Source organism: Salinivibrio siamensis (genome assembly GCF_001996005.1).
GTDB classification, from domain to species: Bacteria; Pseudomonadota; Gammaproteobacteria; order Enterobacterales; family Vibrionaceae; genus Salinivibrio; species Salinivibrio siamensis.
In genome coordinates, this window is sequence record NZ_MUFB01000016.1 from 77154 (window position 1) to 92741 (window position 15588).

Sequence of the window (15588 nt, forward strand, 5' to 3'; positions counted from 1 at the left end):
CAAAAAGCGGCCTCCACTTTTGTCTTCCGCAGAGCCTAGCGTTATAGCTCTAATTGACTAGGGTTTGTATGAGTATTGAAGAACACAAATACATTAAGCTTTTGGACTATGCGATTGCTCAGCGAAGCTCATATCACATGGAGCCAGGACTCGAATCGGCTGACATGACCGAGTCTGAGTTCGAAAACATACGCGATAGCCTTTTTATCAATGCGAGCATGCAAGCCCCGCCACCCAACAAGAATCAAGTATACGACTGGCGGCTCAGACCGGAAGCCGTGTTTGGCTACCTCACATATAAGCAGTACGAGCACGCTCAAAAGTCTTCGAAACGAGCATTGTACATAGCTGCGGCATCTCTCGTTGTCGCCGTGCTTACATTGGTGATTAGCGGGCTTGGTCTCTGGTTATAACAATCGCGTCTACTGGGATCGGCTGTCCGCTAGCGCTACAAACCAGCCCGTAACTCGGGCGTTAAAAGTCCAAAGGAGTGAACATGACCAATTGGGTAAATGTAAGGTCATCAGCCATAAGAAAGATTGGCTATGACGCATCCACAAGTCGAATGTACATCGATTTCGAAGATAGTGACCCGTATTACACTTACTGTCGTGTGCCTGAGCATGTATTTCAAGAATTCATAAATGCAAGCTCAGTTGGCCGTTATTATCATGCTTATATCAAAGACAAATATGTTTGCTAGTATAATTCAACTTTTAACAAATCAAAGTAGCAACGCCACTTCGTGGCTGGACGCGCTAACGCGCTCCGCTGTTTGAAGCGTTAGGCTCTGTAAGGAATTGAAGGTATGACCACAGAGTTGGTAACTCAATTGATAATACTGGCTACGGCGCTTGTTGGTTTGTATAAAGCCGCAACGTTTCGTCCTGCAAAGACTGAAGAATCACCTTCATCTGAAGGTGGCACTACCCGGTCTGGTGGTTCTATTACAGAAATTCTAGAGCCTATGATTGGTTTTGTCGGTTACTTTGGCTTCATGCTGGCATTTCCAGCATTTATCTGGGCATTCAGTTGGATTACTAGCAATATGCCGTCACCTTCCGATCGTCAAGATGAAGTTGTTTTCTCAATTCCATATGAAGTAAGTGATACACCATCTAAAGCTGAGTTGATGTTTATAGCAGCCAATAGTATTTCTTACTCGTCGTCGAAGGGCGAAGCGCTTGAAGCGGTCGTAGCTTATGCCCTAAAAAATAATAATGAAAAAATCGCCATATTGGCCGCTAGCTCAATACCGTATAGCAGTCGGAGTCGAGAGCAACTAGAAAAAATTGTAAAGCATATAGCCACTGACACAACAGAGCCTAACAAATCAATGCAGCCGACCGCTAACGAGGCGTCTGATTGAAGCGTTAGGCTCTAATAGAGTTCGAGAAGAAGGATTATCGTGAAAAGAGTTGGTTTCATAACAGATAACATCGATATTGAAGAGCCAATATCCAAAATATTGCACGATTTTGATGGTCGTGAAGAAATTCGGGTTGAGACGATAAATAGACTTAATCCAGAACTGCCGACGATAAACAAAATCCAATCTATCTTGGATATGTGTGACGTAATAGTTTTTTATATATCCAAAGGTAGTCCAAATATTTTCTATGAAATTGGTCTGGCTCAAGGTGCTAAAAAGAATGTAATTATTATTGCCGATTCGCACAATAAGATTCCCTTCGATCTTTCTTTCCAAAAATGCATCATTACTGAAGGGAATAGTTTTGAACATGTGGCGTACGAAATATTTCGGGCAATAGAGCATGGCTCCAAGTCAAGCTCGTTTGTTAATACTTCCAGCTATGATTCCAAGTTTATATTTGATTCATACTTTAATGATTATGCCCCTGAAATTAAATACCGGGATCTATATGCATTCAGTGGCTCAAAAAGACATAAGCTGTTTGAGCAATGGTTTCTCGAACTGGCTAAGAATATCAATCAATGGCAGATAATAGAGTCTGAAAAAGGTAACTCTCGAGAAGCATTCGATTTTATGGTCTGGAATGCCGGAGATGATCCGGAGCTTCAGTCTCTAGGAAATCCAATTCCGGTTGAATTAAAAGCACTGAACTCCATGAACTCTAGTCAGTGGTCTAGGCTCGCTGAAAATATCCGGAAGCAAGGTCTTCGTAGCTTGCTTTTGCTTACAACCGCTAAAAACAAAAGAGACTCTGCAGCATTTGCCAATAAACTTAAGAGAGAATACGGAATTCTAATCGTAGCGCTCGATAGGGATGACTTAATTGATATAGAAAACCCAAGAGATCTCTATTTGGCAATAAAACAACAGCTTCTAACTATTATGTATAGAGGTGGTTGATGTTTGATGCCGCCACTTTTGCTACTCACGTAGACGCTGTTGATAATGCAGTCACCAATCAAGAGAAAGGCAATTCACTGGAGGGTTTATCAAGTTACCTTTTTAATAGCATTGACGGGATAGAAGTAAGGGAAACGAATATTAATGGTCCAGCAGAAGAAGTTGATCTTCTGTTATGGAATGCAAAAATCTCACAAGTGTTTGAGCCTTGGGATAATTTAATATCAGTAGAATGTAAGAATTGGTCTAACCCGGCTGGAGCACATTTAATAGATAATTTTGCAGCGAAGATTCGACTAAAACATCTTACAACCGGGATTTTTATTGCTGCTAATGGTGTTACAGGGGACTTCGTAAATGGGGACAATCAAAATAGAGGTGCGGTCTATCGTCTTCATGAGCATCTTACAAGAGATGGAATCCGCATAGTTGTTATAAGAATGGACGATCTTAGAGGTCTTGTTGACATCAATGATTTTATTGAGTTGGTAAAAGACCGTTACTGTAAAATATACATGCATCGGGTGTTTTAGCCTAACAAGTTGCTGCACACGGATAAATTATTCGCTTCGCTCATAATTTACCGGTGAGCAAAGCGTTAAGTTTCTAGGAGACTATGGTGATACAAGCAAGGTTTTATGAAACCTACTACTTCTGCAACATCATAAGAAATGTTTTGCATGATCAATTTACCTATATAAGAAATCTACATGATTTCTACGGTGATGATGCATATCTGAATCTGATCGACCCTTTCGAGAAATATTCTACATTTCACAGATTTATAGAATTCATAGTAGATGATGTTTTCTATGAGAGCGCTTCATCAATAGATCTCGATAAAAGGAAGGAAGACCTTGAGAGATTTGCCGACCTTCCTCCTGTTTTGAAAGATGGGAAATACAAAAAGTTACCGGTAGAGCTTGCACTTGAATTCCATGGCATAAAGCATTGTGCATTTGAAGAATATCTGAAAGAGAAGAACAAAACTTTCATAGAATGTACTGAAGATGACATTTACGACTATATGGCTGAACTCAGGTTCACTGGTGAGTATGAGGCCTTAATCGAGCAAACTGTGAAGGAAGTTTTCCATGTTCTATTTCAAAATAGAGAGCTAATGCTCCTTTTCAATGACATGGTCTCTAAGGGGATAAAGTTCCAAGTCGAATGTGGTGTTCCAGAAGAAGTGGAAGAGCTATTTAAAGATAATGGCACCCTCATCAGAAAAACAATACCTAAATGGGTTCAAAGAGCGGTATTCTTCCGAGATAGAGGTAGATGTGTTCTTTGTGATAAAGACTTATCTGGCATATTAAATTATGAAAATGTAGAGAATTATGATCATATTGTGCCGTTAGCAAGATATGGACTTAATGATGTGTCCAACATTCAACTCTTATGCAAAGAATGTAACCAAATAGAAAAGAAAGCGGGGACTCCTGCTACATCCAACAATTACCAGTCATGGTACGCATATGACGAAACTTAACAAGCCAAGGCTGTCGGACGCTTAGCGCCGCAGCTTGGGGCGTTAAGTGATATTAAAAGCAGTGTGGAGATATGAAAGAAAAGCTGAATAAAGACCAGTACTTGTTGATAGTGGGCTGTGCTGTAAAAGAGGATTTCTCTGCGTGGAACGAATACGTTAAAGAAACTGAAGACTTAATAAAATTACGTGAAGCAAATTTTGAAGGTTTAGTGATCAAAGAGGCTATATTCCAGAATAAAAATGGCGAGGGTGCTGACTTTTATGGTGCCAACTTCAGTAATGCTCACTTATTATCAGTTGATATGACTGACTGCCATTTTATGGAGGCAAACCTTTCATCTGTTCGTGCAGAAGGTTCAGCTTTCCATCGTGCAGACTTTGTGAGAGCAGAGGTAACTAAAAGTACTTTTACTCTCTGTGATTTTTATGACGCTTCTTTTCAAGAAGCGAATATGTTTTCTGTAGAATTCTATGAGTCTCATTTTCAGAATTGCCGTTTCAATCGTGCTGACTTGTCAAAGACAAAATTTTACGGAGGAGGCTATAATCCGCTTGTGCGCCAAGAGTTACGTTTTAACTTATGCGGGGCAAGTTTTTATAATGCTAAGTTTACGAGCGAAACGTATTTTCATTTGGCAGATGTGTCCAAAGAGACGGACTTTCGAACAATTAGCTTCGAAAGCGCATGCTATTCGGTAGGATTAAGGCAGTCTCTTCAATATTGTAACCGCCGACATAATTGGAATGACTGGTATAAGAATAATGGCTTTTTTAATAAGCGTTTAGTCCGACTATTTTGGTTTGCATCAAATTATGGAAGCTCACCCAAACGGGTAATACAGTCATTTTTCTCGGTGTGCTTATTATATGCATTGATTTACTGGTTGTTTCCATCCCTAACCTCTGTAGAGGGTGATATATCATTTATACGTAGTATTTACTTTTCTGTTGTAACCATGACTACGTTAGGTTTTGGTGATATTTATGCAAATTCTAGTAGTTGGTTTTCTCAGCTGCTATTGATTACTCATGTATTATCAGGGTATGTGTTATTAGGTGCGTTAATAACGGTATTATCAAATTTATTTTCCGCCGATGGACCATCGCGAGGATTGGTCAAACACCCACCAGAACCAAAGGCAAGAATGAGGGTTAGCGTCAAAAATACCACTTAACAAGGCGCTGCTGCGGAAAATTTACTCGCTGGCGCTCCTAAATTTCCACAGAGCGCGGCGTTACATTTTGGATGAGTTTCGACTAGATACGAGAGAATTTTAATGGAAAAGATAAAGCTGAAAGATATCTACCTAGGCGAAAATGACGGCAAAAAGGAAGCTATCTATCGAACAGATTTTGAGCGGTATTTTATTGATATAGATGATAATTATGAAAAACTGAAGATAGATAAATATTTTTTAGTTTTAGGTCGGAAAGGGTCTGGAAAAACATACTTAGGCCAGTACATCAAAAAGATGTCAGCCTCTGATCCTATGCATTTCTGTGAAGTTAGCTCTTACAAGGATTTCAAATTTCAGGAGCTAATACAGCTTAAATCAGGGGATATAACGCCAAATGAGTACTACGAAATTTGGCGATGGTTACTTTTATTAGATATTGGCAAGCAATCTCTTGGAGATAATGGTATTCCAGACTGTGAGGCTAAAGATAAGCTGACTTCATTCTTTGATGCAAATTATAATTCCACTGAGATTGACGCAAAAAAAATTGTTGAGGTCACCAAAAAGCAACAAGTCAGAGGCGGATTATTAAAATCCTTTGTTGATGTATCAGGCGGAGAAAAATTGGAAGAAGGGTCTTACCTTGATTACATTGATGATTTAGAGTCCGTTGTGTTCGACGTACTATCTCATTCTGAAAGTAGATATACTGTCGTTTACGATGAACTTGATGATAGATTTAGGGACGATGAATATTACCGTCACTCCATCATAAGCTTATTGAAAGCTGCCGATAATATTAACTTAAAGGCTTTAGAAAGCAGGGTTAAGGCAAAAATTATAATTCTCCTTAGAACAGATATATTCTCAATTTTTAATGACCCCGATTTAAATAAGATCAAAAGAGTAAATACCCTGAGAATTGATTGGGGGGCTAGAGTTGCTGTAAGTTCGCCACTTATCGGCATGGTGATATCGAAGGCAAAAAAATCAAGTTTTTTAATGTCAGCCTTATCGGATGAAGAGGTGTTTAGAAACCTGTTTCCTCAGGACATAAATAGAATAAATCCCGAGCGATACATTCTTGAAAGATCTTTCTTTCGGCCAAGAGATGTAATTACAATTCTTAATTTGATAATTGAAAAGTACCCAAACTCTGACTATTTCGGGTGGAAGAGCTTCTTAGATGTTAAGAAGGAATACTCGGAATACCTTCTTGATGAAATACGAAATGAAATGTACGGGCACTATGGGGATGATGAAATAGATAGCATTTTTAAGCTGCTAAAAAACTACAACAAGCATTTTGTAGCATATAAAAAGCTAAAGGAATATATGGGAAAAAACCAATTTCACTACAAAGATCTAGATCTTGAAAAAATGTTAATCGGACTTTTAAAATTCAATGCAATTGGAAATAAGTGGTATAACGAATATAAAAGGAAACAATACTATACTTGGGCTCATCGTGACGAGAAGGCTGATCTCGATTTGGATAAAACAATGGTAATCCATTTAGGGCTTAGAGAGGCTTTATCAATGTAACAAATCAAAGCACTCGGACTTGGGTAGTCTGTCACCTTTTTTGTTCCAAAAAAGCCGCCGGCTTACCCAAACCGGTGTTTGAGAAGTTACGTGTCAAAATCAGGGAGGCCGAGTGCAGACTGAAATACAATCCAAATTTTCAAGCTATCCGTCAGAGGCCCAAAGGCAGTTGGAAGCCGTTCGTAGCCTCATCTTTTCGGTGGTCAAGGAAAATAAGCTGGGTGCGGTCGAAGAAACTCTTAAATGGGGCGAAGCCAGCTATCTTGTCAATGGTGGCAGCACAATTCGTATTGACTGGAAGCCTAAAGATCCGAGTGTCATAAAGGTGTTTTTTCATTGTCAGACTACCTTGGTTGAAACCTTTCGAGAGATATACCCGGAAGAATTCGCGTTTGAGGGGAAAAGGGCAATAGCCATACCATTGAATACTCCTGTTAATAGTGGGCCTTTAAGCCACTGCATCCAGTTGGCTTTGAAGTACCATCGCGTGAAGCATCTTCCGCTGCTTGGAGCATAGGATGCTAGCACCACGTAACAAAGCCATTAAATTCGCTCCCTGCGGTCGCCGCACGTTCGTTCCTCGCGCCGTTTAAGGCGAGCGTTAGCTATCAATGTACTCTCACGCGAACTGCGGCACCTTTTAAGTGACGTCATAGCCAAAAACAAACGCCATTTGATAAAACCCTTGGAAAACAAAGCTACTATCCTCATAATTTTTATTCGTTATATCAATGAATTGAAAATGAAGGAAACTATGACTGATCTTATAGGTGACCGTTTTGAAGCGCCAACTGTAGAACTTTGGTGTGCTAGAGATGAGTTAATGTTAAAACTCAACTCAGAAGCATTTATGCTAGCGAGACAAGCAGTATCGAAAGGAAAACACTATAGTTACGGCTCAGAAAATGAAGGGTATTTTCAACATCAGCACCTTATATGGGAGCTTGAGGGCACTTATCGGTGTGGAAACTGGTTAGCTTCAATTTCCATGTCTGCCGCTGTTGTCGAAACGTTTTTAAGTAGTTACCTATCAAAAGGGAATAAATCAGAACAATTTCTTAAGTCGATAGCTTTTCCAAACATGCAAGATTATAAAGAGTTAATTGATATGCGTAACTCAATAATGCACTTACGTAATCGTAGTTTTATTAAGTCGGCCTATAACAAACCAGACAAAGAGTACTTTGATATGGCGACAAGGTTTCTTTGGTTGACGTACTTTCTCAAAGATTACGTACTGTTTTTCTTCCATAGCGATGATAGCTAACAAACAATTTAAGCAGATTCTGGACTTGATCCGTTTTACTGGACACGCATCAGACGATCTGAGGAGGTCAGTATGCCAGCCTATAAAACGGGTAAAAAGACAGCGCAATATTCACTAGACTTCAAACTGAAAGCGGTTGAATGGAGCTATGAAACGCATCGAACAGTGAAGTCGGTTGCAGAGGCGCTTGATATCCATCCATTCATGCTATCGAAATGGCGTAAAGCGTATCGAGATGGAGAGTTTGGTATGGTCAAGTCCCAAAAAAATAAAGTGAAGCCAGACAAGGCGAAGGATGAGTTATCGGCACTCAAGAGACGGATCACGGAGCTTGAGGAGAAAAGTGGTGCTTGGCGAGATTAACGCCACAAAAAATTGAGCCGACATGGTTACCTCCGTTATTAAAAGCCGCGCCTCAGTGTGGCAGATTTTCAAGAGGGGAAATCTATGTCATTCGTTAGGCAATGATGTCATTCTGGATTGGATGTGTAATTAAATGAAAAATTATTTTGAGAGCCCGTTTAAGGGAAAACCTCTGATAGAACAAGTTAAGAACCCCAATATTAAGGTAGGCCGCTATAGCTATTATTCGGGGTATTATCATGGACACTCATTTGATGATTGCGCTCGCTTCCTCCTGCCTGATCGTGATGATGTTGATAAATTGATAATTGGAAGCTTTTGCTCTATCGGATCGGGAGCCTCCTTTATCATGGCTGGCAATCAAGGCCACCGATATGATTGGGTGACGTCATTCCCTTTTTTCTATATGAATGAGGAGCCGGCATTTTCGGAATCAGTTGATGCTTTCCAAAAGGCAGGTGATACCGTCATAGGGAGTGACGTGTGGATTGGGTCCGAGGCAATGATTATGCCTGGTGTAAAGGTTGGCCATGGAGCGGTAATTGGTAGTCGGGCTTTGGTTACCAAAGATGTAGAACCATACACAATTGTTGGTGGCAACCCCGCAAAAGCGATAAGGAAGCGCTTTTCAGAACAGGAAATTACAATGCTACTAGATATGAAGTGGTGGGATTGGCCGTTGGAGAAAATTAAAGAAGCAATGCCTCTTTTGTGCTCGTCCGATATTGAAGGCTTGTACCATTTTTCGCAACGCTCAGGTGCCTAACAAACGGCTGTTGCCATCCCTTCGGGGCTGGGACAGCCTTTCCACCGCTTCGCTGCCACAAATCAGCCCCAAATCCTGGAGTTATAAGTCTCTATGAAAATCGCGATATTTGTCTTAATCATTCTGCTGGTCGGAACCAATGCGTTTTGGTTTTACCAAGCGCTAGATTCTGGTATCACGGCAGCTTATCGGGATGACTCAATCGATAAGCTCCAGGAAACACAGGCGCAGCTTATGGCTGCCATACCCAAGCTGGCAGCTTCTCAGGAAAAGGCGGAAATTGTTGCTGCATTCGAGTCTGTCACAGACCAAGAGACTTATGAAAAAGAAGGCTGTACTTGGGTGGGCTGGGTAGGTCTGAAGTTTGGCGACGACGATAGACTATTGGCGGTTTCGCCATCTTGGTCATATCAGCAGGGAGTCCCTTGCTTTGATAACTAAACTGAGCCGTCTCTGTACTCAGCGTTAATTCCCCAGAGAAAGCAATTAATCCGTAGGGAATTTTTGTTTCTGGTGGAGCACACGCATCGCTTGGCGCTCAGGTGACTTAACAGGAATAAACCGGCTGTTTGGACGCTGAACAGCGTCACAAATGGCAACGGCATCGTGTGTATCACTACAGGCTTCAATACCTATGCATATTGTAGGCATACTGGCTAACGCAGCCAATAATGTAGCGTATGAAAAAGAGTTATGGAGAATGACGTTTCCGTGGTCATCCACCGCGTGAAGAGAAAACAGTGTTTGGTGAGATGAACGCCAAATAAAAATTAAGCAGACTCAAAAAATATCATGACTCAAGGAGGAAACATGATAACACCAATCATTATTTTAGTGCTTTTATCTAGCCCGTTGGCCATTGCCTTCATTTATTCAAAATTGAATGGCACGTTTTTGAACGTGAACAAGTATGCATGTTGGGGGCTGGGAGTCGCTTTTATATTCTTTTTTATTGGACACCTTGTTAAAGCTGAGGGCATGGTAGAAATGCTGCCTACATGGGTGCCACTTCGTTTGGAGTTAGTTTATTTCACTGGGTTGATTGAGCTGTTAATTGGCACCGCGCTTTTTGTTCCACGGTATCAGCCTCTCGCAGCAAAACTTGCTATTGTTGTGTTTATCGCTTTCTTTCCAGCGAATGTTTATGCCGCAGTCAATGGGATAGGCCTTGGTGGGCATCAATGGGGGCCGAGCTATCTTTTAATACGCGGCCCTCTACAGGTGATACTCATTGCTTGGGCCTATTTCTTGTGTATAAAAGGTCACCATAAGCCTATTAGACACAGTCAGGCGTAAGGGTCACTCGGTTAACGCGGAGATGATTGTACCATTAAAAGAAGAAGGCCGCTGAGATAATAGCGTCATCAAAAGTTTTGTTTATCTATACAAGTTGATATTGGAGTTAATCATCATGAATGACCGTTCACGCGCCTTACTTGCCATCTTTGCCTTGATGTTTTCTTGGTCATCGATAGCGCAGTCGCTGCCAGAAGGAGCGATCCAAGAAGGATCGCTGGCTAATCAAAAATTGATCCAAGATGCGATGGCAGGGGTGCTGGTTACGGTGGCATCTCAAGGCTGTGAGAAGCCAGAGGAATTTGTGCCTTATGTGCGGGAAATGCCGTCAGGCGAGGTAGGCACAAGGGTTTGGCGGGAGCTATGGATTGTCGAAGGCTGTGATGACACCTATCCAATAAAACTTCGCTTTCAGGAGGCGGGAGCTGGCGCTGCGAATTGGACGATTGAATAAACAAGGACACTCATGAATACAGAACAACAGGCATTTCTAAACGCCTACCTTGCCACGTTAAGTGAAGCAGAACGTCAGGCCGTGCCTGAAACGATTGCCGAGTACTTTTGCGCGGATGAATACAACGCCAACGAATGCGCCCGTTTAATTGATCAAGGTATAAAACGCGCATCGTGCAGCTTAAAAGCATGCTACGAGATAGAAAACGAACCTTACCCGCAAGTGGGGCGTTTAACCGTGGTGCTTAACTGGGCGCAGCAGCCCGTTTGCATTATCAAGGTGACTGAAGTGAGCGAGTGCCCGTTTGATCAAGTAACCGCTGAGTTCGCCGCAGCGGAAGGAGAAGGCGACAAGAGTTATGCGTGGTGGCGGCAGGCACATCTTGCGTTTTTTGAGCAAGAGGGGCAGGCACTCGGCGTACCGTTTACAACCCAATCCCCTTTGGTGTTAGAACGCTTTGAGAAAGTCTATCCGCTTGATCACCATGAAACTGAGCAGGTAAGCGCATGATAAAACAAGTCGGCCAAACGCCCATCCAACCTGAACACTTGGCTCGCTGTCACTGCGGGACAGTTGTGTTAGCCCTCGCGTTACCCAATGGGATTGAAAACCCCAGACGCTGCGATTGCTCAATGTGTCGACGCCGCGGTGCGATTGTGGGCTCGGTCAAACTTGCACAATTGCGTGTCGTTGCTGGCAGTGAACAACTCAGTGTGTATTCCTTTAATACTCACACTGCTAAGCACTACTTCTGCTCACGCTGTGGCATTTACACTCATCACCAGCGTCGCTCCAATCCGAGTGAGTTTGGGTTCAATATTGCCTGCTTAGATGGCGTCAATCCGTTTGAGTTGGAGAATATTCCCGTGATGGATGGGGTTCATCATCCAGCGGATCGCTAGGATGTCGCGGATATCGTTTTGAGGAGTGGCTATGACGAAATTGGCCTTTGTATCGGGTGGGTCGAAAGGAATCGGTTTAGGCTGTGTTCTGCGGCTAGTTGAGGCAGATTATAAAGCCGATTATTTCGTCGGCCATACGCTAGTTATCGATGGCAGTTTTTCTTTGGCGTAGTAGACGCATAGGGTGTTTGTCTGGTGAACATTAATGCACATTTTCTTCGCTAAAATATGACTGAAAGGGATGATTTATGGATTACTTAGGTATCAACAAAGCAGCATGGGATAAAAGGACTCGAGTGCATGTCGAATCTGAATTCTACGATGTGAATGCATTTAAGCGTGGTCAATCTTCGCTCAATTCCATCGAACTGGCTCAACTTGGTGACGTTAAAGGTAAGTCGCTGTTGCACCTTCAATGTCACTTTGGCCAAGATACACTCTCTTGGGCTCGCCTAGGAGCAGAGGTAACAGGTGTTGATCTATCTTCTGAGGCAATCGAGCAAGCCAACCTGCTTAAACAAGCGCTAGATCTCGAGGCTGAGTTTATACAAGGTGATGTTGTTCAATTTGGGCGTGAAAATACTCGAGAGTTTGATCTTGTATTCACGTCTTATGGTGTATTGACTTGGCTACCAAACTTAGAGGATTGGGCTCGCACTATTGCTAACGCGCTGAAGGTGGGTGGAGCGTTCCATATGGTTGAATTTCACCCGTTCACTGATCTGCTCTCTGGTTATGCTTATTTCCCAAGTAGTGAGCCGGATGTAGAAGAAGAGGGAACATATACCGAAAACTGCGATGGGTCGACATCAACGATGGTGACATGGCCTCATTCAATGAGTGAAGTAATCAGCGCACTAGTCAATGCAGGGCTATCTATTGAGTCGTTATCGGAGTCGCCTTATAGCCCTTACAACTGTTTTGACGGTCTAGAGTTTGTTCCAGGCTTGGGGTATCAAATGCTCTATCAAGGACAACAGGTACCGCTATTGTACGTTATTAAAGCTCGAAAAACGGCGTAATAGCACATAGTGATCATTCTGATGACTTTAATGACGACGCCTCTGGATAGTGCGTTTTCAGTAATTCTTCGACCACCGCCAGGTTCTGTCCGAGCTTTCTCAGTGCCAGCAAGCGTGTTTTGCTAAATTTAGCGTCTTTGGGCACCAAGCGCATGATGTAGGCCGCGCGTTTGCCTTGGTAGACATCCTCTGATTTATGGAAAAAAGCGTTACAGAACAGCAGCGCATCACCTGCATCCAACGCAGGCGTCACCTTACCTTTCTCCATGTACTCATACTCTTGCTGGGTGATTTGAAACGGCGGGTGCTCGGGCACCGACGGGTCGGCAATGCGCACCAGTGAGTGCAATTGATTGGCTTCGCGGATCAGCGATAGGCGCACCGCCCCCTCTTCCATCACGATAGATAACTGCCCTGAGCCGGGTTCTTTCACTGGCGTCAGCGGGATCCATACCGTGAGCATATCTTCCGGCCGCTCCATAAAGCCAATCGAGTCAAAATCGGTATGGAAAGGAAAGCCTTGATCCTCGGGCGTTTTCTCCAAATATAAATCGGCCAAAATGCGATAGTCTGGTAGCAGTGCCTCAATGGTGTCGGCGATGTTGAGATCTGGGTCGCGGAATACCATGGGCCCATAGATCGCTTTTTTGTATATGTCGGCATACCAAGTTTGCCCATTTGGCATGGCGTCGAGTTTGGCAGCGAGAGCCGTTTGTGTCTCTAGGCTCAGTACGCCAGGGACGACTTTGCCGTGATGAGGAGAGAGGTTGTCGAGAAAGTCCGGGCGAGCTGGCATAGAAGCTCCTTGAGGGGGATATAAAACCGAGTGTGTTAGCTGTAGTTTAGCAAATCACCGTCTTCACTGAATAACGGCGGTGGCGAGATAAATGTACTGACCGAGAATGCCCTACAAGTTTAAGCGTAACTGACGACCCGGTTGCGTCCAGAGAGTTTGGCGTTGTATAAAGCGTCATCGGCATGCTGGTAGAGGTGCTTAGCATCGAGCTGGGCCGCGTCGAGCTCTGCACAGCCAATTGACACGGACACACGGATAGCGGGGGAGTAGTCGAGGATCGAATGTTGGTCGTAAACGGCCTCGCAGAGCTGAGCGGCATAGTGCTGCGCCGCTTTTTGGTCGGTATTCGCCAACAGACAAGCGAACTCTTCCCCTCCAATGCGATAAATGTTGCTGTGCAGAGGAAGATGCGTTTCGAGTAATGACGCGAAGGCTTCGAGGACGTGATCGCCAACGATATGGCCGTAGTTATCGTTGATGCGTTTAAAATGGTCGATATCAATGATAAGCAGGGATAGAGGCTGATGTCGGTACCGGGCTTGTTCACCAAAGCGGGCAAGGTCACTGGCAAATTGACGGCGGTTGTATAGTTGTGTCAGCGGGTCAGTCGCAGCTTGGCGCATTAATGCTTGTTCTTCCGCCTTACGCTGACTGATATCCCACATCACCCCAGCTACCACACCTTGAGGCTTATTTTTCGGATCATTATTGGTGGTGATTTCTACCCACGTATATTCACCATTATCACGTTTAACCTGTAAGTCCATTTTTAGCTCGTTGCCAGCGGGCGATAAAAAATGGCGCACCCGCGAGAAAAACGCTCGACGATACTGAGGATGAATGCGGCGCAGCCAGTGTCGGCTGGTGTAGGTACGGGAGTCACGAATACTGCTGGCAGCACTGTCACCGATGATCTCTGACGAGCACCAACAGATACCGCGTTGAACATCCACTTGCCAGGTGCTGCAGTGGGTATTGTCTTTAATGATTTCGATTTGCCGTTGTTTAGAAAACAGCTCGTTTTTTAGCACTGTACTGGCGATGAGATGTCCCGTGGCGCGCAGCAAGGTCACATCACTTTCTGACCAGCGTTGTTCACGCTCGCAATCATCAAACCCTAGTGTTCCCCACCATTTATTATCGACAATGATGGGGATGGTTAACATCGATAAAATGCGCTGTTGTGTTAAATAGCGTTTGAGCCAGGATGAGGGTAATTGATCAGTAATGACAGATTGATACTCGCCACGTTGTCGGCTTTCTATCAGCTCGCGGTACTCGGGGTGAGCGAGGCTAGAGCTAAAATGATTGAAGTGGGGGAGACGAATTTGCGCATACTTCTTCTCGTTGGCCCATTCAAAAACATAATCTTGCAAAATATCGCTGTCGCTGAGTGCTAATACTTGAAACACCCACACGCGACTCACTTGCGTGACAGCTCCAATTTCAGCGAGCAAGTGATTAATATTGGCAAGCCTGTCGTCACCACTGACCAGCATGTCTGCGCCGCGTAGCACAGCCGACAGCAGGTCGACATTCAGCTCAGAGAGCTGGTGTCTATCAAGTTCAGGTTGGATCCCGGTTAGGATGGTCATGCGATAGTCCGTTATCTACAAAGTCACCACTTTGTTGAGCGTAGCAGGCGCGTGTATAAATAGTTAACACAGAACACATTAAATGTTCAGTGTTGTGGGTCACGTTTGCATTTAGTCGCACTCGCCCTGTTAGTAAAAATAGACATAATCATCGTCGTAGTGGAATGAGTGCTGCGACAGTGTGAGTGGATAATGCTGTTTTGTGATCACAGATACCTGCAGAAACTGTGCTAGTCTTGACAGCATCGACCCGTATAGTGTGAGAAAATGATAAATAGACCTTGGCCCAAAGGGTAGATTTGGTGATTGGGTTAGCCTATGATCATTCAATCCACGCAAGGGCGCGGTCAGGCATAGATATTGCGGGAAATTAAAAGTGGTTATTGTTGTGAGGCAAGTAATAACGTTTGCGACAAAACGATACTTAAATCACGGAATGAAAAATAACTAAATACTGTCGTATTATAATACAATACTTAATTTATTGGTAAAAAGATTGAACTGATGCTGGAAAATGTTTCAATTAACAAGAAATTACCTGCGGTGATGATTTTTTTTGCATTGATATCAATGATCG

General features: G+C 43.4%; 21 protein-coding genes. 19 read left to right on the forward strand and 2 right to left on the reverse strand.

Annotated elements, in window-relative coordinates; genetic code table 11:
* Positions 1-68 precede the first annotated feature (68 nt).
* The 19 genes from BZG73_RS09945 (at position 69) to BZG73_RS10030 (ending at position 12620) form a co-directional block, all read left to right on the forward strand.
* Positions 69-413: a hypothetical protein gene (locus BZG73_RS09945; protein WP_077668210.1), complete on the forward strand. Its 345-nt coding sequence runs from the start codon at positions 69-71 to the stop codon at positions 411-413.
* Positions 414-496: 83 nt separating this feature from the next.
* Positions 497-703 carry a KTSC domain-containing protein gene (locus BZG73_RS09950; RefSeq protein ID WP_077668211.1) on the forward strand — a complete coding sequence of 69 codons (207 nt, stop codon included), beginning with the start codon at positions 497-499 and terminating at the stop codon, positions 701-703.
* A 105-nt stretch (positions 704-808) separates the two neighbouring features.
* Entirely contained in the window at positions 809-1369 is a 561-nt protein-coding gene (locus tag BZG73_RS09955) for a hypothetical protein (protein ID WP_077668212.1), read from the forward strand.
* Between the two features lie 39 nt (positions 1370-1408).
* On the forward strand, positions 1409-2335 hold the full coding sequence (locus BZG73_RS09960; RefSeq protein ID WP_077668213.1) for a hypothetical protein: 927 nt from the start codon (positions 1409-1411) through the stop codon (positions 2333-2335).
* A complete protein-coding gene (locus tag BZG73_RS09965) occupies positions 2335-2868 on the forward strand; it encodes a restriction endonuclease (RefSeq protein WP_077668214.1) in 534 nt (177 codons plus the stop codon). The genes BZG73_RS09960 and BZG73_RS09965 overlap by 1 nt, the downstream gene beginning before the upstream one ends.
* A gap of 83 nt (positions 2869-2951) precedes the next feature.
* Entirely contained in the window at positions 2952-3827 is an 876-nt protein-coding gene (locus BZG73_RS09970) for an HNH endonuclease (RefSeq protein ID WP_235606051.1), read from the forward strand.
* 71 nt (positions 3828-3898) lie between these two features.
* Positions 3899-5002 (forward strand): pentapeptide repeat-containing protein, encoded by a 1104-nt coding sequence (locus BZG73_RS09975; RefSeq protein WP_077668215.1) that lies wholly within the window; start codon positions 3899-3901, stop codon positions 5000-5002.
* Positions 5003-5104: 102 nt separating this feature from the next.
* The gene (locus tag BZG73_RS09980; protein WP_077668216.1) at positions 5105-6550 is read left to right on the forward strand and encodes a P-loop ATPase, Sll1717 family; all 1446 of its coding nucleotides are present in this window, start codon (positions 5105-5107) and stop codon (positions 6548-6550) included.
* Positions 6551-6662: 112 nt separating this feature from the next.
* Entirely contained in the window at positions 6663-7067 is a 405-nt protein-coding gene (locus BZG73_RS09985; protein WP_077668217.1) for a DUF1801 domain-containing protein, read from the forward strand.
* 225 nt (positions 7068-7292) lie between these two features.
* A complete protein-coding gene (locus BZG73_RS09990; RefSeq protein ID WP_077668218.1) occupies positions 7293-7817 on the forward strand; it encodes a hypothetical protein in 525 nt (174 codons plus the stop codon).
* Between the two features lie 72 nt (positions 7818-7889).
* A complete protein-coding gene (locus BZG73_RS09995; protein WP_101494492.1) occupies positions 7890-8180 on the forward strand; it encodes a transposase in 291 nt (96 codons plus the stop codon).
* A 133-nt stretch (positions 8181-8313) separates the two neighbouring features.
* Positions 8314-8946 carry a type B chloramphenicol O-acetyltransferase gene (catB, locus tag BZG73_RS10000; RefSeq protein WP_046073452.1) on the forward strand — a complete coding sequence of 211 codons (633 nt, stop codon included), beginning with the start codon at positions 8314-8316 and terminating at the stop codon, positions 8944-8946.
* Positions 8947-9039: 93 nt separating this feature from the next.
* Complete coding sequence (locus BZG73_RS10005; RefSeq protein WP_046073451.1) at positions 9040-9387, forward strand: hypothetical protein; 348 nt, start codon at positions 9040-9042, stop codon at positions 9385-9387.
* A 369-nt stretch (positions 9388-9756) separates the two neighbouring features.
* On the forward strand, positions 9757-10242 hold the full coding sequence (locus BZG73_RS10010) for a DoxX family protein (RefSeq protein WP_077668219.1): 486 nt from the start codon (positions 9757-9759) through the stop codon (positions 10240-10242).
* A gap of 115 nt (positions 10243-10357) precedes the next feature.
* Positions 10358-10696 carry a hypothetical protein gene (locus BZG73_RS10015; protein ID WP_074212935.1) on the forward strand — a complete coding sequence of 113 codons (339 nt, stop codon included), beginning with the start codon at positions 10358-10360 and terminating at the stop codon, positions 10694-10696.
* A 12-nt stretch (positions 10697-10708) separates the two neighbouring features.
* Positions 10709-11206: an ASCH domain-containing protein gene (locus BZG73_RS10020; protein ID WP_077668220.1), complete on the forward strand. Its 498-nt coding sequence runs from the start codon at positions 10709-10711 to the stop codon at positions 11204-11206.
* Positions 11203-11598, forward strand: a complete 396-nt coding sequence (locus tag BZG73_RS10025) for a GFA family protein (RefSeq protein WP_077641623.1) — start codon at positions 11203-11205, stop codon at positions 11596-11598. The genes BZG73_RS10020 and BZG73_RS10025 overlap by 4 nt, the downstream gene beginning before the upstream one ends.
* Positions 11599-11629: 31 nt before the next feature.
* Positions 11630-11770 carry a hypothetical protein gene (locus tag BZG73_RS16010; protein ID WP_158075295.1) on the forward strand — a complete coding sequence of 47 codons (141 nt, stop codon included), beginning with the start codon at positions 11630-11632 and terminating at the stop codon, positions 11768-11770.
* Positions 11771-11846: 76 nt separating this feature from the next.
* Entirely contained in the window at positions 11847-12620 is a 774-nt protein-coding gene (locus BZG73_RS10030) for a class I SAM-dependent methyltransferase (protein WP_077668221.1), read from the forward strand.
* 13 nt (positions 12621-12633) lie between these two features.
* Here BZG73_RS10030 and BZG73_RS10035 read toward each other — a convergent pair whose 3' ends face one another.
* Together BZG73_RS10035 and BZG73_RS10040 are read right to left on the reverse strand one after the other, a co-directional pair.
* Positions 12634-13416, reverse strand: a complete 783-nt coding sequence (locus BZG73_RS10035) for a phytanoyl-CoA dioxygenase family protein (protein WP_077668222.1) — start codon at positions 13414-13416, stop codon at positions 12634-12636.
* A 119-nt stretch (positions 13417-13535) separates the two neighbouring features.
* On the reverse strand, positions 13536-15011 hold the full coding sequence (locus BZG73_RS10040; RefSeq protein WP_052708002.1) for a sensor domain-containing diguanylate cyclase: 1476 nt from the start codon (positions 15009-15011) through the stop codon (positions 13536-13538).
* Between the last annotated feature and the right edge of the window lie 577 nt (positions 15012-15588).